This window comes from Pseudoalteromonas sp. PPB1 (genome assembly GCF_015356275.1).
GTDB classification, from domain to species: domain Bacteria; phylum Pseudomonadota; class Gammaproteobacteria; order Enterobacterales; family Alteromonadaceae; genus Pseudoalteromonas; species Pseudoalteromonas rubra_D.
Genome location: NZ_JACEQV010000007.1, coordinates 191,099 through 213,306, shown reverse-complemented (window position 1 = coordinate 213,306; position 22,208 = coordinate 191,099). Strand labels below are relative to the sequence as shown.

Genomic DNA, 22,208 nt, shown 5'->3' with positions numbered 1-22,208 from the left:
ATTACCACTCTAACTTTCCGGGCTGCGCCCAGCTTTGCATTACTTCTGTGTCTGCCAGTTCAGCAAACCGAGCCCCGCCTTGCGGCAAAGCATAAAATGTCATTCTTTCGTTATCCCACTCAAAACTTAAACAGTAGGCATGCAGATAGACCCTGTCGGCCTCACTCCCCCCATAGCTGACATCGCCCAGAATAGGTGCAGACAGGCTTTTTAACGCCACCCGTAGCTGATGGGTTTTGCCACTGTATGGTTTGAGTAAACAAGCTCTGAGACCCGGTGCTATGCTGGCACTGTAAAAGCGCGTGATGGCCGGGTTGTCCTGACTCGTTAATAACTTATAAGTGCCACGCCGAGACTTAGCCATATCGCCTTTAATCCAGCCTTGCTTCTTTTTAGGTTTGCTGTCAATCAGGGCAAGATAGAATTTATCCACGGTACGACTGGTAAACAGCTCAGTCAGCCTGGCTGCTGCATGACTGGAGCGAGCCAGCACCAGTAAGCCCGAAGTCACCTTATCGAGTCTGTGTACAGGGTATAGCGATTCTCCTAGCTGTTCAGCTAATAAAGCAACAAAACCGCTTTCCTGCTCACTGTGAAAACTCACCCCGGCGGGCTTAAGCGCCACCAAAAAGTCCGAGTGGCTGGCAATGACCTCAAAGGGTGCCATTGAGATACTCTACGACACGCTTTAAATCTTCAGGCGTATCAACCCCGGCATAAACTGGACGGCAAGCCTTAGCAATTTTGATGCGATAACCGTGATACAGCACGCGTAACTGCTCTAGTGACTCCTGACCTTCGAGGGGAGAAACCGGTAAAGCCAGATAGGTTTTAATGAAACCGGCACGATAGGCATAGATACCCACATGGCGTTGAAAATGTGCCAGTGGAACTTTGCTCTCATCCAGCGTCATCATGCTGTCGCGCTGAAACGGGATAGAAGCCCGTGAAAAATACAGAGCATTGTGGTGGGCGTCCTGAACCACTTTGACCGCATTCGGATTCAACACTTCTTGTACGTCTGTCACGTCCACACTGAGTGTGGCCATCGGCGCTTCCTGTGCTTCATGCAGTAAAGTTGCCACCTGAGTGATGTTTTCCGGGGCCAGTAAAGGCTCGTCTCCCTGAACATTAACCACTAAGGTGTCATCATCCAATCCCAGCTGCTCAACCACCTCCGCAAGACGCTCAGTTCCCGACTGATGATCTTCTCGCGTCATCAATACGTTTTCAGTAAAGGTTCGAGCGCGTTCAAACACCTGAGTATTGTCAGTCGCGATATAAACAGCTTTTGCCCCCGACTTCTGGGCCTGCTCATAAACATGTTGGATCATGGGCTTACCACAAATATCAGCCAGCGGTTTGCCCGGCAGGCGGGTTGAAGCGTAACGCGCCGGAATAACGACTATGAATTCCACTTTTCGACCTCTTCGAGCGATAATTCGCGCGCTTCATTTTCCAGTAGTACTGGAATGTCGTTTCTTACCGGGTAAGCCAGTTTAGCAGCTGTGCTGATCAGCTCCTGATTGTCTTTGTCAAATCTCAGTTTTCCTTTGCAAACCGGACAGGCAATAATCTCGAGTAATTTAGTGTCAAAGGCCATGGTTGACTATCCCTTTTTGTTTTAATAACGAATTAAGTTGTTGTATAAGCTCAGCACTTGGCTTTGCATCTACCTTTAGATAATACCAATTTTCTTTACCGAATGACTGGCATTTTACTGCGTCTTTTTCGGTCATAAATACAGCCAGGTCCTCGCAGGTCGCAAAGTCAGACTCACTGTAAGCGTGGTGATCGGCAAAATGCAGTGTATCGAGCAGCTCAACCCCATCTGAGCGCAAGGACTGCTCAAAGCGTTGCGGATTACCAATGGCACTCACAGCAATGCCCCGTTCGGCTATTTTTTCAATTGTCTGATTATCGCGAACACTGAAATAGCCACTGCGTACCAGCTCATAGCCAATCCCGTCTGACTTTCCATTATAGACGACCAAGTCGGTGTGCTTCAGTCGGCTTGGCGTTTCACGCAGCGGACCAGCCGGTAGCAATAGAGTGTTGCCAAAGCGGCGCTGCGCATCAACGATGCAAATCTCAATATCCCGGGCCAGCTGATAGTGCTGCAGGCCATCGTCACTGACGATAATATCCGGTTTATCTTCACGCATCAGCGTTTCAATACTCGCCTGGCGATCGCCACCTATCATCACCGGACAGCCTAGTCGCTTGTATATCAATAAAGGTTCGTCACCTGCTTCTGTAGCGCTGCTGCTATCTGTTACCCGATATGGCAGACTGGGTGGTTGCGCACCATAGCCACGGCTGATCACCGCGACTTTCAAACCTAAAGACTCAAGGTACGGTACCAGCCACAACACGAATGGCGTTTTACCATTGCCACCAATGCCGATATTACCAACGATGATCACCGGTACAGGTGCTTTATAGACACTTTTAAGGCCGAGCTTAAACAACGCCCTGCGCAGTGAACTCAGTAGCCAAAATAGGCCTGACAAAGGTAGCAGTATGATATTTAATAGCCCCAAGGGCTTATACCAGCTGCGCTCCAGGCGATTCATGCCTGCTCACCATACTGCATCTGGCAGAGCGCTGCATAAATGCCCTTTTGCTCCAGCAGAGCCTGGTGCTTACCCTGCTCGACAATACGTCCCTGATCGAGCACGTAGATACAATCAGAATGCTCAATAGTAGACAGGCGGTGTGCTATCACAATAGAGGTTTTATCTTTCATCAGGTTGTCGAGCGCTTGCTGGATTAAGCGTTCCGACTCTGTATCCAGTGCCGAAGTCGCTTCATCCAGAATCAAGATTGGAGCATTTTTAACAATCGCACGGGCGATGGCAATGCGCTGACGCTGACCGCCGGAGAGCATCACACCGTTTTCACCCACCATAGTATTCAAACCCTCTGGTAAGTCTTTAACAAATTCCCAGACATGCGCCTGTTTCGCCACCTGCTCCAGCTCCTCCTGAGTATAGGACGCTCCAGACCATACATGATGTTATTAGCAATGGTATCGTTGAATAGCACCACCTGTTGTGACACCAGCGCAAACTGTTTGCGCAGCGATGACAAAGTGTAGTCTTGAAGTTTCACACCATCTAGGGTGATCTCTCCCTCATCCCAGTCATAAAAACGTGGTAACAGGTTGGACAACGTTGATTTGCCCGAGCCACTGCGCCCCACCAGCGCGATACTCTGACCTGCCGGAATTTGCAAAGATAAGGATTTTATAACGGCCTCGTCTTTGCCCGGATAATGGAATGTCACGCCAGAAACTGCCAGCTCGCCTTTCACGCTATCCGCTTCGAGCTCGCCTTTATTCTTTTCCTGCTCTTTGTCCAGAATTTCAAAAATACTGGTGGCAGCAGCAATCCCCCGCTGCAAATCGCTATTCACATTGGCCAGCTGCTTGAGCGGTCTGAGCATCATCATCATCGACGTGGTCAAAGACACAAAGGTACCCGACGAAATCGTGTCGATCATTTCTGGCATCGCGATAATAGCGAGGATCAACGCCATCGCGCTGGCTGCAATAATTTGGATCACGGAAACGCTCAGCGCCCTGGTTGCATCCATCTTCACCCTTTGCTGACGGTTGCGATTGTTGACATCGGCAAAGTGAGTAATCTCTTTATCCTGGCCACCGAAACCATGGATCACTTTATGCCCCGCCAGCATTTGCTCAGAGCTTCGAGTCACCTCTCCCATGGCATCCTGAATGTTTTTTGAGATCTTGCGAAAACGCTTAGAGACCAGATTAACAATCACGCCGACAATGGGAATGACGACTAAGAATATCAAAGACAACTGCCAGCTGGCATTGAACATCACCACCAGCAGAAACAGCACGAAGGCCCCTTCACGGATCATCACCTGCAAAGCTCGGGTTACGGCTTGTTGAACCTGTTCAGTATCAAACGTAATTTTCGAGATCATTTCGCCATTAGAGTGTTGATCATGAAAACTGACAGGTAAAAATAACATATGCTCAAACAAGGACTGACGTAGCTTTCTGACCACCTGAGAGCCCACATAGCTCAGACAGTATGATGCCATGTAATTGAAAATACCCCGTCCAATAACCAGTAGCACCACCACAATGGGTGCCATTTTTAACACTTCGGCGTTGCGCTCTGTCAGACCATCATCGATAAAAGGCTGCATCAACTGAACAAAGAGTGCGTCCATTGCGGCGTAACCGAGCATGCCAATAATGGCAAACAAGGCGGGCACTTTAAAATCGAAGGTGTAACTCAGAAGCCGCTTGTAGATCTGCTTGGCGGATTGTTGCATAGTGTCTCTCTGGTACGTCATAACCCGCGTATTGTAGCGGTACTGATGGCAAAACTGAATGCATTATCTTAAGAACCAAAAACTTTTCCTGTCCCGGGCGGTTTCTAATTGGACTTTTGTCCCGGTTATTTTGAATCGTATCTGACCTTTTATGGCCGTATCCAGCATACGACTGTTGATTGACTGATAACGCTTAACAACCTCCTCGTGCGGCAAGCGCCATGGTGAGTAATATCCGCGTGAAAACACCACCCACCTCGGAGCAACAGCAGAGACAAACGCCATGCTGGACGACGTGTTGCTACCGTGATGTGGTGCTATCAGTATATCTGCGGGGATTTTTTCACCTTTTAATGCCAACAATTCATGCTCAGCCAGCTGCTCTATATCCCCGGGCAATAACAGGTGGGTATTACCATCACTAACCCTGATCACACAGGAGTTATTGTTGTCAGTGTTCATCGGTGCTATCGGCCAGAGCGACTCGATAGTTAAATTGTCTATTGTCACCGTTTGTAATGTACACAGCGCCTTGCCATCTCCTCCATGAAACTGCTCAAGCGAGCGGCCACCATCATAACGGTATAAATCTGCTAAACCGCCATTATGGTCTCTGTCATCATGGCTTATCACTGTATGCAGTAATCCAATACGACGCGCCTCAAGGTAAGGCTTGATCACATTGTCAAACAATGAATAACGAGAAAAATAACTGGCACCCAAGTCAATCAAAATACCTTTACCCTGCGTTGATACCAATACCGCAGTGCCATGGCCAACATCAAAGACATCCACCTGCCAGTCGGGAGGACGCTCAAGCACGCTAAATATCACCCCAGCAGACAATGGGATCCAGGCAAATATCCGAGTTACGGCACACGTGCATAGGAGCAGTGTCAGGTAGCCTAACGTCACCAACTCAATGCTCACGGTCCCAGTCGACTGCCAGTGATATGGAAAGGAATTTGCCCAATGATACACAGAATGCAAAAGTGCATCCAATGGGCCCAACAGAGTCATGTCCATGATCAACGCAGCAAGTACGTGCAACAACAAAAGCGGAAATATCACCATAGTCAACACAGGCACAACCAGCAGGTTAACCAAAATACTGCTCGCACTAAACCCATGATAGGAATAGAGAGTGAGAGGCAACAACGCAACAAATAGCGCGCATTGCAAATAACACAAAAGCTTAACTTTGGGCGCACGCACTGATCCCTGCATTACAGTTCGAAACACGAAAAAGATCGTCACAACAGCCAGAAATGAAAAATACAGGCCCAGGTTAAGTACCGCAAAAGGATTCGCAATCAGGATAACGGCTAATGCATACAACAAGACTCTTGCGGGGCTGAGCTGCCGGGCAAACAAAAAGCAACATGCCCCCAGCAAAGCCATCAACCAGGCACGCTGCGCGGACACCTGCAATCCACTTAGCCATACATACCCGCCACTGAGTCCTAGCGCAAAAATAAAGTAGCCCAGCTGATAGTTGTGCCATTGAGATAAACGTGGCCACATAAACAACAAACAGAGCTTACAAAGAGCAAAACTCAATGCAAAAACAATGGCTACATGCAAACCAGAAATAGCCAGCAAGTGACTCAGGCCCAGAGATTTAAAATGGTCTTTGTCCGCTTGCGCAATGGCGCTTTTATCGCCTGTTAGCAACACATAATAGAACCAACCAAAATGTAAGCCATCGAACGCACCCGCCACCCAATCTCGATATGCCGCTCGCCAGGATTTATCTTCATTAACTATCACCTCAGATACGACAACCCGGCCTTTGTAAAATATCTGGCTACGAAAAGCATAAAGCTCGGCATCAAATACCGAAAAATTCTTTCGACTACGAAATGGCTTAAGAACGGCGGTTCCGGACAGAACAACCTCATTTAACTCACCAGGCAGTTCACCGCTCAACGAGGCATTGACCCGTATATTACGGTACCAGGGTACTTGATATTGACCCAATTGTTTCAGCTCCAGCGTGACATAAGGTCGCGCACTTGCACCTATCACTTTACTCACGACACCGGCCACTGCGATTTCCTGCTCTAAGACTTTTTCAGCAATTGGTGGCGCATAAACCAACCAATAGTGACAAATCGTCACAAAAATACCTAAAATAAAACCTGCCAAAACACTCGAAAAAGCCTTAAAATACCCGCAGAGAAAAAGGAGCACGCCTGAGCAGACGAACCACTGCCACTGACCCAGATAGAATACTGAGATCAGGCACCCGCTGATCAGGCCGCAGCAGATCAATATTGATGTAAATGGTTGATTAACATGCCAAAGAAGACGATCCAAAGGTTTCTACCCGATCACAATAAGATCAAACAGCAAAAGTCGCTGAAAATATTCGGCAGCTTGTTACATGACGCAAACCTTTGGCATTTAAATCGCCGCTCGGCGCGAGGGGCCTTCTCCGTCGGCCTGTTCTTCGCTTTCATCCCTGTTCCTTTTCAAATGGTCCTTGCAGCCGCCCTGGCGATTCCTTTCAGAGTCAATTTGCCACTTTCCATCGCGTTGGTATGGATCACTAATCCCCTTACTATGCCCCCTATTTTCTATGCATCTTATCAGGTAGGTGCGTTCGCTTTGGGCCAGGAGGAGCAACCGTTTCACTTTGAAGCCAGCTGGAACTGGCTGGTCGAGAGCCTCTCAACCATAGGGCCCGCATTTATGCTCGGCTCGTTGATCTGCGCCTGTATGGCCGCGATTTTGGGCTTCTTTGTTATCGACTTTCTGTGGCGCCGCTCAGTGAATAAAGCCTGGGCTGAGCGTAACCAGCAATCCAGCCAATAACCCTCTTTATGGTTTAGCAGCCAACTGGCTGCTTTTCCAGCGAACTATTATACCAATCCCCATAAGTTGCTCTTAAAGAGAGGAAGTCTCTCAAATTGGGTATGTCTTCATCTGGATTGGCATTACTTATCAAAGTAACTCACAAAACCTGCCAGCGCATTGGTCACAGCCACGGACGCCAGTATCAGCCCCATCACACGGCTTATTACACTGGCACCGGCATTACCTATTACTTTGTGGATACTGCTAGCGACCAACATCAACAGTAAAGTCAGCAAAATAACCGCCAGCATCATCGCCACGGTTTGTACCTGCTCGAACAAATTAAATCGGGCATTTTCTGTTAGCAGTACACACGCCAGTATGGCACCAGGACTGGCTATGGACGGGACTGCAAGCGGAAAGATTGCGGTTTCATGGTGATCCCGGACTAATTTCACTTCTTCGTCTGGTTTACTTTCACCAAAAATCATCGACAATGCGAACAGGAACAGCACAATACCACCGGCTATCTGAAACGCCGGCAAAGGTATGCCCATCGCTGTAAGCAGAAGCTCTCCGGCAATCGCAAAAAAGACCAGTAAAACAGCAGCAACTAAGCTGGCAATCATGGCTATCTTACGCTTTGCCGCAGCATCGTAGCCACGAGTGACGGCAATGAATACAGGCACAGTCCCGATCGGATCGATAACGGCAAAAAAGAAAATAAACGTCGCAACAAAGTCAATCACACCTGTTCCTTATCTGTGCGGCTACCTAGCCAGTCATTTGATATTTTAGCTCTAAGTGAGCCAAATAGAATGAAAATTGCCGATATTAATCAAAAATCGACGGGCAGCTGTTGAGAGAATAGAGCGCGTCCTGGCACCCTTTGTTACTATCACAAACTAAAAAGCGGCAGGTATGCGTGGCCTGCCGCTTGATTCAACACACTTTCTTCTTTCGAAGATAAAGGAACATAAGTATGCGAATTCTTTTGTATTGGTTTTAGGACAAAAATAAAAGCAAACCGATACTTAAGTATTAATTTATCAGAGTCTGATCCCGCCGTCAATTTCTACTACACGACCAGTGAAAAAGTCATTCTCAATGATGTATTTCGCTGTGTGGGCTATCTCACCCGCTTCACCCAGACGACCAACGGGTTTCATCTTCAACAGTCGCTCTTTGGCTTCTGGTTTCATGGCGTCTGTCATCTGTGTGCGGATCACACCAGGTGCGATTGCACCGACACGAATACCATAGCGACCAAGTTCTTTAGCCCAGGACGTTGTCATCGCAACAACACCCGCTTTGGCGGCTGAGTAGTTGGTCTGGCCCATGTTACCTGCCCGTGCGACACTCGACATATTAATGATAACGCCGCCTTCCTGGCCTTCTACCATCTTAGTTGCCGCTTCACGGCCACACAGGAATACCCCGGTTAAGTTAACATCTAATACAGACTGGAACTGTTGCAGTGACATCTTGTCAGTCACTTCTCCGTCTTTGGCTTTTAATAACAGGCCATCACGCAAAATGCCTGCGTTGTTAACCAGCACCGAGATCTTACCGAGATCTGCGACTATGTCGTTAAACACTTGCTCAACGTCGCTTTCCAGGCTTACGTTCGCCACATAGGTTTTTACTTCAACATCCAGTGCTCTAAGCTCTGTAGCTGCTTCTTGCAGTTGTTCTTCCTGCATATCAATCAGTGCCAGCTTGGCACCCATTTTTGCCAGTTCCGTTGCCATCGCAAAGCCCAAGCCCTGCGCACCACCGGTGATCACCACCGCTTTATTCTTTATATCCATGATATTTCAACCCTGCTTCTGTTACTGCTTTTGTGAATAGAGTTTAAAAATAGCACTAAAATCTTCACTGCCACTGCCCTGATTCTGCATCAGGTTGTAGAGATTTTTTGCCAGTGCCCCCATCGGCGTAGCCGAGTTTGTTTGCTGTGCCGCCTGCATCGCCAGTCCCAGATCTTTGGCCATCAGATCAACCATAAATCCAGGTTTATACCCATTTGACGAAGGCACATTCTCTAATACGTCCGGACATGGGTTATATAACTCCAGTGTCCAGTTGCGACCCGAGCTGTTGAGCATAATCTCACTCAATACTTTTGGATCAAGGCCGTGGTCAACGCCCATTTGCAGTGCCTCACTGGTGCCTGCCATGAGTATTGATAGCAGCATATTATTACAGATCTTAGCGACCTGGCCTGCTCCCACAGCTCCGGCATGGAAAATATTCTTCCCCATGTCGTTAAGCACGGTTTGCGCTTTATTGAAGTCTTCGTCATTACCGCCAACGATAAAAGTCAATGTACCCGCGGCAGCACCTGCGACACCACCTGAAACAGGTGCATCAACAAATGCAATGCCAGCGTCAGTCAGGGCATTACCAACAAACTGCGCTGATTCTGCATCTATGGTTGAGCAGTCGATTACCAGCGTCGACTTTTCAAGATAGTTGATTAAGCCATCTTCGCCAGTATAAATCATCCGCACATGCTTGCTGGCAGGTAGCATACTCACGATAAAATCGGCCCCAGCGCAAACATCAGAGACTTTGTCTGCCGCCACAGCGCCCAAAGATACAAGGTTTGCCACTGCTTCAGCACTGAGATCAAACACAGTGACCTGGTGCCCGGCTTTCACCAAATTGGCAGCCATTGGGCCACCCATATTTCCTAAACCAATAAATCCTATCTTTGCCATATGTTTATTCCTTACAGATCAGCCAGGGGATGCGTGCTCTCTTCCCAGCGTGGTGCAAAAAAGCTGTCTATCACTTTGCTGTCTACGTCAGCAATGGTCTTAAACTGCCATTGAGGTTGTCCGTCTTTGTCAATCAACAGCGCACGCACACCTTCACGGAACTCGCCCACTTCACCACAACGCACCGACATTGCCAGCTCGCGTTGAAAACAGTCTTTGAGTGACAACCCTTCGGCACGATTTAGTTGTGCCTGGATTAACACAGCACTAAGTGGAGAACCATGTTTTAGCGCTTTTTGCGCCTTGCTCAGCCATTTATTCTCTGCGCTGTCGAGGGCCAGAATGTGCTCAACCTGGGCATCCAGCGTGTCTAGCTCAGCCAATTTAGCAAAAGACTCAGCCAGCGGCTTGATTTCGCTGCGCGGCGGAATGTGTGACGCTTCATCGAGGGAAATAAGTAGCTGAGTCAATTTCTCATGATTGAGTACGTTGGTCTTACCCCAGTTGACTTCACTGAGGTTGTGCAGCAGCATATCCAGCCGCTCACCGTCCATATAATGATCCGCCAGACCAACAAATTTGGCATCAGTGGCATTGATAGAGGCGCCAGTCAGGCCCAGGAATAAGCCCACACCGGCCGGCATTTTGTTGAGGAAATAGCTGCCGCCCACATCCGGATATAAACCAATGGTGATCTCCGGCATAGCGATACGTGATGATTCAGTCACCACACGATGACTGGCTCCGGCCATCAAGCCCAGGCCACCACCCATGATAATGCCATTGCCCCACAGCAAGATCGGTTTATCATAATTATGGATGTGATAATCAAGGCGATATTCCTCAGCAAAGAAGACTTCCAGATGATTATTACCATCTTCCGCTGCCATTGCATTGTAGAGGCTAACCACATCACCACCGGCACAGAACGCTTTCTCTCCCGCGCCTTTAAGCAATACCATAGCTACCTGCTCGTCTTCAGCCCACACTTTGAGCTGTGGTTCGATTAGGCGGATCATTTCCAGGTTAAGTGCATTGAGTGCTTTTGGCGCATTAAGGGTGGCCACTGCCACCTTCATGCCGTTATTACAGTGCGCCAACTCAAATACCACAGGGGCATCTGCCTGGTTCAGTAACTGTAATTCCACCATTAGCCATTCACCCAGTTTGCTTTACGTTTTTCCAGGAAGGCATTCACGCCCTCTTTCTGATCTTGTGTGTCGAACAGAGTCACAAACAGTTCTCGCTCAAGCGGCAAAGCACTGTTGATGGTGCCTGTACGACCTTTTTGGATCAAAGCTTTACAGGCGGTAACGGCCACTGGGCTTTGGTCTTCAACTTTCTTAGCCAGCTCAAGCGCAGCTTCGAGCGCTTTGCCCTGCTCAACCACTTCTTCAACCAGTCCAATCTCCCGCGCTTTATCCGCTTTGAGGCGTTCACCACACAGAATCATGCGCTTAGCCCAGCCTTCACCTACCAGCCAAGATAGGTTTTGTGTGCCACCGGCACAAGGCAGTAAGCCCACTTTGGCTTCTGGCAGTGCCATTTGAGCCTGCGTCTCTGCAATACGGATGTCACAGGCCAGCGCAACTTCCAGGCCGCCACCCATCGCAAAACCGTTAATGGCGGCGATAGACACACCACGGAAGTCACTCAGCGTTTCAAATGCTTCGCCAAATACGCGAGACATGTCGGCCGCAACTCCTTTGTCGCCATCGGCGAACACATTCAGATCGGCACCGGCTGAGAAGAACTTTTCACCTTCCCCGGTGATCACCAATGAATAAATGTTTTTATCGGCATTAAGCTCGATCACCAACTCTTTGAGGCCTACCAGAGTGTCGCGAGTCCAGGTGTTAGCCGGTGGGTTCGACATAGTAACTATCGCGATGTGACCTTGTTTTTCGAGTTTCAATTGTGCTGACATAATGATGCTCCTTTACAATACGCTTGCTGCGCCTTCGGCTAAAATTCGGCGTGCAATGATCACCCGCATGATCTCATTGGTGCCTTCCAGGATTTGATGAACACGTACATCACGCAGGTGGCGCTCAAGTGGGTATTCTTTGATGTAGCCATAACCACCATGAATTTGTAATGCATCATCACAAACTTTAGTACCGACATCGGTGGCAAAGCGCTTTGCCATGGCACAATAAGTGGTTTTTTCACTGTCGTTGCTGTCTAGTTTAAAGGCTGCCAGGCGCACCATCTGACGCGCTGCAACCAGTTCTGTGTTCATGTCGGCAATCTTAAATTGAAGTGCCTGGAAAGCCGCCAGAGGCTTACCAAATTGCTGACGCTCCTGCATATATTCTTTGGCTGTATTCAACGCCTGTTGTGCAGTGCCGATAGAACAAGTCGCAATGTTGATACGCCCACCGTCCAAGCCTTGCATGGCAAACTTAAACCCTTCGCCTTCTTTGCCCATCAGGTTGGCTGCAGGAATGCGTACATCTTCAAATGTAACCAGACGAGTTGGCTGAGCGTTCCAGCCCATTTTTTCTTCTGCTTTACCATAGATGACACCCTTGGCATCTGCCGGAACAACAAAGGCCGAAATGCCTTTCGGACCGTCTTCACCTGTTCGGGCCATCACAACCAGCACATCGGTCTCACCCGCACCAGAGATAAACATTTTCGAGCCATTCAGAACATACTCATCGCCTTCCAGCACGGCTTTCGTTTTCAAAGACGCCGCATCAGAGCCCGAGCCAGGTTCAGTCAGGCAGTAAGAAGCCAGTAGCTCCCCCATCACCAACTGGTCCATGTATTGATCTTTGACCGCATCGGTTGCGAAGATGGCGATCATCCAGGTCGCCATGTTGTGTATAGTCAGCATCGCCGTAGTTGCCGTACAGCCCATCGACAATTGCTCAAAAATAATGCTTGAATCAAGACGCGACAGACCCAGACCACCCGCTTCTTCCGGTGTGTATAAGCCACAAAAACCCAGCTCACCGGCTTTTTTGATAACGTCTTTAGGGAAAATGTGTTTCTGATCCCATTCAGCTGCATGGGGTGCCAGTTCACTCATAGCAAACTGATATGCGGTTTCGGCGAATGCCTGTTGATCTTCGTTGAGATTAAAGTCCATAAAAGACCTCACTTGTTGTCATGTCGGGCGAAGTGACGATTCTGCCCGGCGTTATTCTTATGTACCTGAGTCTCAGGTATTACTACGAAAGGCCCGGGCTAAAGCCGGGCCTGAAAGGGTAACTGATTGGTGTTATCGCAGGTTAATGCTCATGTTAGGGCCGGTTACGGCCTCATCAGCAAACCAACGCGATGTGATGGTCTTGGTTTCGGTGTAGAAACGCACACCTTGCTTACCATAGGTATGCTGATCACCATAAAAAGAGTTTTTCCAGCCGGTGAATGAGAAGAACGGCAATGGCACAGGAATTGGAATATTGATCCCCACCTGACCGACTTCGATTTCATGCTGGAACTTACGTGCCGCTGCACCACTCGCAGTAAACAAGGACGTACCGTTACCATATGGGCTGTTATTAACCAGCGTAATGGCTTCTTCCAGCGTATCAACACAGACGCAGTTTAGTACCGGGCCAAAAATCTCTTGCTTGTAGATATCCATCTCTGGAGTCACATCAGTGAACAGCGTTGGGCCAACCCAGTTGCCATTTTCATAGCCTTCAACCGTAAAGTCTGAGCCATCTAGCAAACACGTTGCACCTTGTTGTTTACCACTTTCGATCAGTGATAAAATACGTGCCTTGGCCTGAGCCGAGGTTTGCGGGCCATAAGCCGCTTCTGGGTCGTTCCACACACCCGGGCGTACTTTTTCAAGGCCGGCCTTTAAGTCGTCGATCCACTCTTTGGACTTACCAACGAAGACCGCTACGGAGATACCCATGCAACGCTGACCCGCTGCACCCACAGATGCACCCACCAGGTTGTTAATGGTTTGCTCGCGGCTGGCATCTGGCATGATCACCATATGGTTTTTCGCGCCTACACAGGCCTGAACACGTTTCAGGTTCTCAGTGCCTTTACTGTAGATATAAGATCCTACACCGCATGAGCCAACAAAAGAAATTGCGCGTACTTCAGGCGCTGTCAGGATTTGGTCAACCTGCTCTTTTGCACCGTGTACAACTTGCAGAACCCCTTTTGGTGCGCCTGCTTCTTCGAACAGCTCTACCAGACGCATTGGCGTCAGAGGGTCTTGCTCAGATGGCTTTAATACGAATGTGTTACCACACACAATCGCCATTGGGAACATCCACAGTGGGATCATCGCCGGGAAGTTGAACGGCGTAATACCCGCACACACTCCCAGCGGTTGAATATAAGAATATGTGTCGATGTTACGGGCAACGTTCTCAACCGTTTCGCCCATCATCAGCGCCGGTGCATTTGCAGCCTGCTCCACAACTTCAATACCACGCCATACATCGCCCTTGGCATCTTCAAAGGTCTTACCAAGTTCATGACAGATAATGGTCGCAATTTCTTCTTGGTGCTCTTTGAGCAATGCAGCATAACGCATCATAATGCGCGCACGCTCAGTTACTGGCACATTACGCCAAGTCTTGAATGCCTCTTGCGCTGACGTGATAGCAGCCTGTACTTCATCGTGCGTCGCACACGGCACCTGCGCCAAAACTTCCTGATTCGCCGGATTGACGACATCTAACCACTTGTCAGACTGAGACTGGGTAAATTCACCGTTGATGTATAATGGTACCTGGTGCATGTGCACTCCTCCCCAAATAAAACGAAAAAGCGCCGCTTAATTATTGTCGTTGCGGCGCTATACTTAACTTAAACTTCGACGGCTAATGCCACCGCTTCACCACCACCGATACACAATGAGGCAATCCCTTTTGATAAACCGCGATTGCGTAGTGCATGAATAAGCGTTACCAGGATACGTGCACCACTGGCACCAATTGGGTGACCCAGTGCACAGGCACCACCGTTCACGTTTACTTTACTTTGATCAAGGCCTAACTCGCTGATTGCCAGCATAGTCACCATGGCAAATGCTTCGTTGATTTCCCACAGATCCACGTCATCTTTAGACCAGCCAGTTTGTTCAAGCAGTTTATTCATTGCACCTACTGGTGCGACTGTAAACTCAGCAGGTGCTTGAGAATGCGTTGTATGACCGGCAATTTTACACAGCGGTGTTAAACCGTGACGCTTAGCTTCTGATTCACTCATCAGTACGAGTGCTGCCGCACCGTCTGAAATAGAAGAAGAGTTTGCTGCGGTAATAGTGCCGTCTTTTTTGAACGCCGGGCGCAGTGACGGGATCTTGTCCGGACGCGCATTACCTGGCTGCTCATCAATCGCCACTTCAACATCACCTTTGCGAGTCGAAATCACATGTGCTGCAACTTCATTGTCGAAACTGCCATTTTCGATGGCTGCATTGGCTTTACTCAAAGAGCTAAGCGCAAACTCATCCATATTGTCACGCGTAATGCCGTACTCATCAGCCGTATCTTGTGCGAAGCAACCCATAGCTTTATTGTCGTAGGCGTCTTCAAGGCCATCCGCCATCATGTGATCTTTGATTTCACCATGACCCATACGCATACCACCACGCGCTTTAGGGATAAAGTAAGGCGCATTAGTCATGCTCTCCATACCACCTGCGATGGCATTATTGATGCTGCCTGCTTTAATTAAGTCATGCGCGAACATCGCAGCTTTAAGGCCTGAACCACACACTTTATTGATGGTGGTTGCGCCTGTTGAGCGAGCTAATCCCGCATGCAACATAGCCTGACGTGCAGGTGCCTGGCCTAATCCAGCCGGCAATACACAGCCCATAATGACTTCATCAATACTGGCATCTGACAAACCAGTCTCAGCCATAACCGCTTTAATTGCGGTTGCACCTAAATCAGTAGCGCTGGCACCTGAAAGGCTGCCCATAAATCCACCCATAGGGGTACGTTTTGCGGCGACAATGACAACAGCTTCGTTACTCATTAAAAAAACTCCTGTTTACAAGCAAGTTGCTTGCTTTTAGTAATCTCTTACGTCGAGCATACCTAATATTTACGTTTACGCCAACGTAAATCTAAAATCAAGCAAATTGCGATCTCTGAAAGTGTAAAGTTAAGTTGCACATCGAGGTTGCCACTGGTGTGGGATCGATGTGTCGTCCTCCTCGCCAGTCAGTCCTGAACCAAGCGACTATACTGCATTGTGACGTACGATCTGGAGTGCCTCAGCGGGTCTTCTGCAAGCTAAACGAATACCTAAAGTAGACCAGTATGAGCGGCTTCGATATGCGACTATCGGATGAAACAAACACCATACTTTACCTTTACGTAAACTTCACTTATATTGGATAAATCAGTTTTGATGTAAGTGCGTAAACGATGCAAGACAACCAAGAACCAACTTATTCAATCAGCGAACTCGCCAAGGAGTTTGATATTACCACCCGAAGTATTCGGTTTTATGAAGATCAGGGATTACTTTCACCTGATCGTCACGGCCAGACCCGCATCTATTCAAAGCGTGACAAAGTCCGCCTCAAACTGATCCTGCGCGGCAAGCGTTTAGGCTTTACTCTGGCAGAAACCGGTCGCTTGTTTGAGCTCTACGACGCTGACAAATCAAGCGCCAAACAGCTTCATACTATGCTGCAACTGATCGAAGAAAAAAAGGCCGATCTGAGTCAGCAAATGGACGACATTAAAGTTGTCCTGATGGAGCTGGTGACAGCAGAACGCCGCTGCCTGGATACTTTAAAGAATTTAGACGAATAGTGATTGAGCAATGTAGCATTTAATGCGAGTCGCGGCGAGTGCTTAATCAAGAATAACTCTCACACAGGATAACTACAGATGAGCACAGTATCACTTTATAAAGAACTTAACTTTGGCCTGGGCGAAACGGCGGACATGATCCGTGACCACGTGAACAGCTTTGCCAGCAGTGAAATTGCCCCACTGGCAGAAAAAACCGACGAAGAAAATGCGTTCCCCAATGAAATGTGGCCAAAGTTTGGTGACATGGGCCTGTTGGGCATCACAGTACCGGAAGAATTTGGTGGTGCAAACATGGGCTATCTGGAACACGTTATCGCGATGGAAGAGATCAGCCGTGCCAGCGCCTCAATCGGATTAAGCTATGGCGCCCACTCAAACTTGTGCGTAAACCAAATCAATCGCAATGGTAATCAGGCACAAAAAGAAAAATATCTGCCTAAACTTATCTCAGGTGAACACATAGGTGCACTGGCGATGAGTGAACCCAACTCAGGCTCAGATGTGGTTTCCATGAAACTCAAAGCCGAGAAAAAAGGCGATAAGTTCATCCTGAACGGTAATAAGATGTGGATCACCAATGGTCCCGACGCCGATGTATTCGTCATCTATGCAAAAACAGACTTAGACGCAGGTCCACGCGGTATCACGGCGTTTATTGTTGAGCGTGACTTCCCGGGGTTCTCTACCGCACAGAAACTCGACAAACTGGGCATGCGTGGTTCAAACACCTGTGAACTGGTATTCGAAGACTGTGAAGTGCCAGAAGAAAACATTCTTGGTAACTATAATGAAGGTGTTAAGGTCCTGATGAGCGGCCTGGATTATGAACGCGTTGTACTGGCCGGTGGCCCACTGGGAATAATGCAGGCCTGTATGGATGTAGTTGTGCCTTATATCCACGAGCGGAAGCAGTTCAATCAGTCTATCGGTGAGTTCCAGCTTGTACAGGGCAAAATCGCTGACATGTACACACAAATGAATGCGGCTCGCTCATACGTATATACCGTTGCCAAAGCCTGCGACCGCGGCGAAACAACCCGTAAAGATGCAGCTGGCGTTATCCTTTATGCCGCAGAGCTGGCAACCAAGATGGCACTTGATGCAATCCAGTTACTTGGCGGCAACGGCTACATCAACGAATATCCGACCGGACGTTTATTGCGTGATGCCAAACTGTATGAAATTGGTGCCGGTACTTCTGAGATCCGCCGTATGCTGATCGGTCGCGAGCTGTTCACCGAGAGCCGCTAAGGAGGCAGCATGACAGTACTAAACTCAAATGTTAATAGTCATGACCCGCAGTTTAAGGCAAACCAGGACGCCATGGCGTCTCTGGTTGCCGATCTTAATGATAAGGTCGCAACATTATCAATGGGCGGCGGCGAAGCCCTGATCGCCCGTCATCAGAGTCGAGGCAAACTCTTTGTTCGCGACAGAATCGAGCATTTGCTCGATGAAGGCTCTCCCTTTTTAGAAATTTCTCAATTCGCAGCCTACGGCGTATATGAACAAGACATCCCTTGTGCTGGCGTGGTTGCTGGCATTGGCCGGGTGAAAGGCATTGAGTGCATGATTGTCGCAAACGATGCGACAGTCAAAGGCGGCACCTATTTCCCACTCACAGTGAAAAAGCACCTTCGCGCACAAGAAATCGCGGAACGTTGTCACCTACCCTGCATCTATTTAGTAGACTCAGGCGGTGCGAACCTGCCAGAGCAGGATGAAGTGTTCCCGGACAAGCTGCATTTTGGCCGTATTTTCTATAACCAGGCACGTATGTCTGCTAAGGGCATCCCACAAATTGCCGTCGTTATGGGCTTGTGTACCGCCGGTGGTGCTTATGTGCCCGCCATGGCCGATGAAAGTATCATAGTCAAGGAACAAGGGACGATTTTCCTCGCAGGTCCCCCGCTCGTAAAAGCGGCAACCGGTGAAGAAGTGAGTGCTGAGGACCTGGGTGGTGCCGATGTACACTGTAAAGTGTCTGGTGTTGCTGACCATTACGCAGAAAACGACGAACACGCGCTGTCTATCGCTCGCCAGTGTGTTTCTCGCCTCAACCACCAACGTCCTGTCCGCCCCGTCTTAAAAGATTTTAAAGCACCAAGATACGATATTGGTGAAATCTACGGCATCGTGGGCACTGACTTAAAGAAACCGTTTGACGTACGAGAAGTCATTGCCCGTATTGTTGACGACTCACAATTTGATGAATTCAAACGTTACTTTGGTGAAACCCTGGTGACCGGCTTTGCAGAGATTTATGGTCACCCGGTTGGTATCGTCGCCAACAACGGCATTTTATTCTCTGAGTCTGCACAAAAAGGCGCACATTTTATACAGCTTTGTGCTCAGCGCAATATCCCGCTGCTATTCTTGCAAAACATCACCGGCTTTATGGTCGGTCAGAAGTATGAAGCTGAAGGCATCGCCAAACACGGTGCCAAGATGGTTACGGCCGTGTCTTGTGCTGACGTACCGAAATTTACTGTTCTGATCGGCGGCTCTTATGGCGCGGGTAACTACGGCATGTGCGGCCGCGCTTATGAACCCACTATGATGTGGATGTGGCCAAACGCCCGTATCTCAGTCATGGGTGGTGAGCAGGCTGCGGGCGTACTGACTCAGGTTCGTCAGGATGGTCTGGCACGTAAAGGCCAGTCAATGAGCGACGAAGAAGTCGCCGAGTTCAAAAAACCCATTGTTGAGCAATATGAAAAACAAGGTCACCCCTACTACGCCAGCGCGCGCTTGTGGGATGATGGCATCATAGATCCTGCTGATACACGCACTGTACTTGGTCTGGCACTTGAAGCGGCCGCCAACGCACCTGAGCAGGATTCAAAATTCGGCATTTTCCGGATGTAAGGAGGCCCTATGACAGTAACCTTAAATATCACTAAAAGTAAGGTGGCCGTGCTGGAACTCAGCCGCCCGGAAAAACACAATGCCTTCAATGCCGAAGTCATTGCTGAATTAATCAAAAGCATTGAGTATGCCAACGAATTGGATATTCGTGCACTTATACTTAAAACCAACGGAAAACACTTCTCTGCTGGTGCCGATCTGGCCTGGATGAAGTCTATGGCTGGCAATAACTACGACGAGAATGTTGCAGACTCCATGGAGCTGGCCAAACTGATGAAGGTGCTGGCAAACAGTCCACACCCCACAGTTTGCCTTGTTCAGGGCGCCGCATTCGGTGGTGCGCTGGGTTTAATCGCATGCTGTGACATCGCCGTTGCGACGCCAGATGCTAAATTCTGCCTGAGCGAAGTGAAACTTGGCCTTATCCCGGCTGTTATTAGCCCTTATGTGATCCGAGCCATTGGTGAGCGTCAGGCGCGCCGTTATTTCCTCAGTGCAGAAATCTTTACTGCAGACAAAGCACTGAGCATGGGCCTCATCCATGAGGTTGCCGAAGATTTAGCCGGTGCTGAATCTCACTTCATTGAAACCCTGTTGAACAATGGTCCTGTGGCGGTGAAAAGCGCTAAGGCATTGATCGATGAAGTCGCAGGCCACACCATCGATGACACGCTGATAGCCCACACCGCAAAGCGGATCGCAGAAATCCGGGTAAGCGAAGAAGGACAGGAAGGTCTGAGTGCCTTTTTTGAAAAACGTGCCCCCGGCTGGCAAAACGCGGCCAGCAAGTAAGGAGTACACTATGTTAAAGAAAATTCTGATAGCCAACCGAGGCGAAATCGCCTGCCGCGTCATGCGCAGCGCCAAACGCCTGGGTCTGAGCACCGTTGCCGTATACTCCGATGCCGATGCCAATGCGATGCACGTCCAACAGGCTGACGAGGCCTATCACATCGGTCCGGCGCCAAGTAAAGACTCTTACCTGGTGGCCGAACGCATTCTGGACGTTGCCAAGCGCGCCGGCGCGGACTGTATTCATCCGGGTTACGGATTCTTATCTGAAAACGAAGCCTTTGCCAACGCCTGTGAACAGGCCAATATTGCCTTTGTTGGCCCTCTGGCCTCTTCAATAGAAGCCATGGGATCAAAAACCCGCGCCAAAGAGATTATGGCCGAGGCCAATGTGCCGCTGGTGCCAGGCTATTATGGCAAGCAGCAAGATACTGATTTTCTCGCTCAGGAAGCCGAGAAAGTCGGCTACCCAGTGCTGATTAAAGCCGCTTACGGTGGAGGCGGTAAAGGTATGCGCGTGGTGCGTGAGGCAGGCGAGTTTATTAGCTCTCTTGAAGGCGCAAAACGTGAAGCCGCAGCCAGCTTTGGTAACGATCTGGTACTGTTAGAGCGATTTGTTGATAAACCGCGTCATGTTGAAGTCCAAGTTTTCGCAGACAGCCACGGTAACTGCGTGTATCTGGGTGATCGCGACTGCTCATTGCAGCGTCGCCATCAGAAAGTTATCGAAGAAGCCCCAGCGCCGGATCTCAGCGCAGAGCTGCGTCGCGAAATGGGTGAAGCCGCAGTTCGCTGTGCTCAGGCAATTAACTACCGAGGTGCCGGAACTGTCGAATTTTTGTTATGTGGTGATGAGTTCTTCTTTATGGAGATGAACACACGACTTCAGGTGGAACACCCAGTGACCGAAATGGTGACTGGTCAGGATTTGGTTGAATGGCAAATTCGTGTCGCCAACAATGAAGTACTGCCACTGACTCAGGATGAAATTCGCCTCAGTGGGCACAGCTTCGAAGCGCGTATCTATGCCGAAGACCCGCACGAGAACTTTATGCCTTGCTCAGGCGTATTGTCACACCTGGGTTTCCCCGTAGCGAAAGATGGCGTGCGTATTGACACCGGCGTACAGCAAGGTGACGAGATCAGCCCGTTTTATGACCCAATGATCGCAAAACTGATTGTCCACGGCCGGGACCGTCGCACTGCGTTGTTAAAATTGCGCAGCGCACTGGCTGAAGTGCATCTGGCTGGTCTGAAGAGCAATATTGCCTTCCTACACCACCTCGCAGGTCATCCAGCATTCAGCACTACCGCACCAGATACCCACTTTATTGATACTCAAACCGATACGCTAACGGCATCTCAGGCGCCTAATGATTTGTTGGTTTGCCTGGCCAGTGCAGCCTACTTGGCACATCAACAAGCGGAAAAAGTGACCTCACCGTGGCAACTGTCAGGCTTTAAGCTCAATCAGCCGCGCCGTCAGGTCTTGCCATTTGCTGACCACCTGGTCATCGCTGAAGCCAAGGGCGAGCAGTGGCAGGTCTTTTATCAGGACCTGGATCACACCATGGATGTGCGCCTTGATGGCCACAGCCTGGTTGCCAACCTAGATGGTAAGCGTCTGCTTGCTGATGTGGTGATCACCGAAGATCTCATCACTGTCATGTTTGGTCCTTATCAGTTTGATGTAGCACTTAAATCTAAGCACTACGTCAGTGAGCATGAACACCAGGAAGCGCCTCTGGCTGCACCACTCAATGGTACAGTTGTGAAGCACCTGCAAAGCGTTGGTGCTCATGTGAACAAGGGCGATCCAGTTGTCGTTATCGAGGCGATGAAAATGGAATACACCCTGAATGCGCCATTTGATGGCACACTGACAAGCTACTGCTTTGACGAGGGTGAGCTGGTCAGCCACGGCGCAATGCTCGCCATTGTTGAGGAGGCCTGA

The 22,208-nt window shown here is 49.3% G+C and carries 19 protein-coding genes and 1 pseudogene; 6 read left to right on the top strand and 14 right to left on the bottom strand.

Annotated features, from left to right (window positions below; translation table 11 throughout):
• Position 1: 1 nt before the first annotated feature.
• The 6 genes and pseudogenes from IY568_RS09595 to IY568_RS09570 form a co-directional block, all read right to left on the bottom strand.
• A complete protein-coding gene (locus IY568_RS09595) occupies positions 2–667 on the bottom strand; it encodes a TIGR01621 family pseudouridine synthase (protein WP_194867424.1) in 666 nt (221 codons plus the stop codon).
• A complete protein-coding gene (gene kdsB / locus IY568_RS09590; protein ID WP_194867423.1) occupies positions 654–1,418 on the bottom strand; it encodes a 3-deoxy-manno-octulosonate cytidylyltransferase in 765 nt (254 codons plus the stop codon). The genes IY568_RS09595 and kdsB overlap by 14 nt, the downstream gene beginning before the upstream one ends.
• Positions 1,406–1,603: a Trm112 family protein gene (locus IY568_RS09585; protein ID WP_010381495.1), complete on the bottom strand. Its 198-nt coding sequence runs from the start codon at positions 1,601–1,603 to the stop codon at positions 1,406–1,408. Before IY568_RS09585 ends, kdsB begins: the two co-directional genes overlap by 13 nt.
• Complete coding sequence (lpxK, locus tag IY568_RS09580) at positions 1,593–2,576, bottom strand: tetraacyldisaccharide 4'-kinase (protein ID WP_194867422.1); 984 nt, start codon at positions 2,574–2,576, stop codon at positions 1,593–1,595. The genes IY568_RS09585 and lpxK overlap by 11 nt, the downstream gene beginning before the upstream one ends.
• Positions 2,573–4,314: pseudogene (gene msbA, locus IY568_RS09575) on the bottom strand (lipid A export permease/ATP-binding protein MsbA). Before msbA ends, lpxK begins: the two are co-directional and overlap by 4 nt.
• Positions 4,315–4,377: 63 nt before the next feature.
• Complete coding sequence (locus tag IY568_RS09570) at positions 4,378–6,588, bottom strand: DNA internalization-related competence protein ComEC/Rec2 (RefSeq protein WP_228553254.1); 2,211 nt, start codon at positions 6,586–6,588, stop codon at positions 4,378–4,380.
• A gap of 24 nt (positions 6,589–6,612) precedes the next feature.
• On the opposite strand from IY568_RS09570, the gene IY568_RS09565 reads away from it, so the two are divergent.
• On the top strand, positions 6,613–7,131 hold the full coding sequence (locus IY568_RS09565) for a DUF2062 domain-containing protein (RefSeq protein WP_125564265.1): 519 nt from the start codon (positions 6,613–6,615) through the stop codon (positions 7,129–7,131).
• A 122-nt stretch (positions 7,132–7,253) separates the two neighbouring features.
• Here IY568_RS09565 and IY568_RS09560 read toward each other — a convergent pair whose 3' ends face one another.
• The 8 genes from IY568_RS09560 to IY568_RS09525 form a co-directional block, all read right to left on the bottom strand.
• Complete coding sequence (locus IY568_RS09560; RefSeq protein ID WP_010381499.1) at positions 7,254–7,862, bottom strand: MarC family protein; 609 nt, start codon at positions 7,860–7,862, stop codon at positions 7,254–7,256.
• A 300-nt stretch (positions 7,863–8,162) separates the two neighbouring features.
• Positions 8,163–8,924 (bottom strand): SDR family oxidoreductase, encoded by a 762-nt coding sequence (locus IY568_RS09555; protein ID WP_049866073.1) that lies wholly within the window; start codon positions 8,922–8,924, stop codon positions 8,163–8,165.
• A gap of 21 nt (positions 8,925–8,945) precedes the next feature.
• The gene (mmsB, locus tag IY568_RS09550) at positions 8,946–9,836 is read right to left on the bottom strand and encodes a 3-hydroxyisobutyrate dehydrogenase (RefSeq protein WP_194867420.1); all 891 of its coding nucleotides are present in this window, start codon (positions 9,834–9,836) and stop codon (positions 8,946–8,948) included.
• A gap of 11 nt (positions 9,837–9,847) precedes the next feature.
• Positions 9,848–10,987 (bottom strand): enoyl-CoA hydratase/isomerase family protein, encoded by a 1,140-nt coding sequence (locus tag IY568_RS09545; RefSeq protein ID WP_194867419.1) that lies wholly within the window; start codon positions 10,985–10,987, stop codon positions 9,848–9,850.
• Positions 10,987–11,763, bottom strand: coding sequence for an enoyl-CoA hydratase (locus tag IY568_RS09540; RefSeq protein WP_125564260.1), 777 nt, complete (start codon positions 11,761–11,763; stop codon positions 10,987–10,989). The genes IY568_RS09545 and IY568_RS09540 overlap by 1 nt, the downstream gene beginning before the upstream one ends.
• Before the next feature lie 12 nt (positions 11,764–11,775).
• On the bottom strand, positions 11,776–12,933 hold the full coding sequence (locus IY568_RS09535; RefSeq protein WP_194867418.1) for an acyl-CoA dehydrogenase family protein: 1,158 nt from the start codon (positions 12,931–12,933) through the stop codon (positions 11,776–11,778).
• A 132-nt stretch (positions 12,934–13,065) separates the two neighbouring features.
• The gene (locus IY568_RS09530) at positions 13,066–14,556 is read right to left on the bottom strand and encodes a CoA-acylating methylmalonate-semialdehyde dehydrogenase (protein ID WP_049866069.1); all 1,491 of its coding nucleotides are present in this window, start codon (positions 14,554–14,556) and stop codon (positions 13,066–13,068) included.
• 68 nt (positions 14,557–14,624) lie between these two features.
• Positions 14,625–15,803, bottom strand: a complete 1,179-nt coding sequence (locus tag IY568_RS09525) for an acetyl-CoA C-acyltransferase (protein ID WP_010381507.1) — start codon at positions 15,801–15,803, stop codon at positions 14,625–14,627.
• 395 nt (positions 15,804–16,198) lie between these two features.
• Here IY568_RS09525 and IY568_RS09520 point away from each other — a divergent pair, with 395 nt between their 5' ends.
• The 5 genes from IY568_RS09520 (at position 16,199) to IY568_RS09500 (ending at position 22,208) form a co-directional block, all read left to right on the top strand.
• A complete protein-coding gene (locus IY568_RS09520) occupies positions 16,199–16,591 on the top strand; it encodes a MerR family transcriptional regulator (RefSeq protein ID WP_010381509.1) in 393 nt (130 codons plus the stop codon).
• 78 nt (positions 16,592–16,669) lie between these two features.
• A complete protein-coding gene (locus IY568_RS09515) occupies positions 16,670–17,845 on the top strand; it encodes an isovaleryl-CoA dehydrogenase (protein ID WP_010381512.1) in 1,176 nt (391 codons plus the stop codon).
• Between the two features lie 9 nt (positions 17,846–17,854).
• Positions 17,855–19,462: a carboxyl transferase domain-containing protein gene (locus tag IY568_RS09510; protein ID WP_010381513.1), complete on the top strand. Its 1,608-nt coding sequence runs from the start codon at positions 17,855–17,857 to the stop codon at positions 19,460–19,462.
• A 9-nt stretch (positions 19,463–19,471) separates the two neighbouring features.
• The gene (locus IY568_RS09505; RefSeq protein ID WP_194867417.1) at positions 19,472–20,254 is read left to right on the top strand and encodes an enoyl-CoA hydratase/isomerase family protein; all 783 of its coding nucleotides are present in this window, start codon (positions 19,472–19,474) and stop codon (positions 20,252–20,254) included.
• A gap of 10 nt (positions 20,255–20,264) precedes the next feature.
• The gene (locus IY568_RS09500; protein ID WP_194867416.1) at positions 20,265–22,208 is read left to right on the top strand and encodes an acetyl/propionyl/methylcrotonyl-CoA carboxylase subunit alpha; all 1,944 of its coding nucleotides are present in this window, start codon (positions 20,265–20,267) and stop codon (positions 22,206–22,208) included.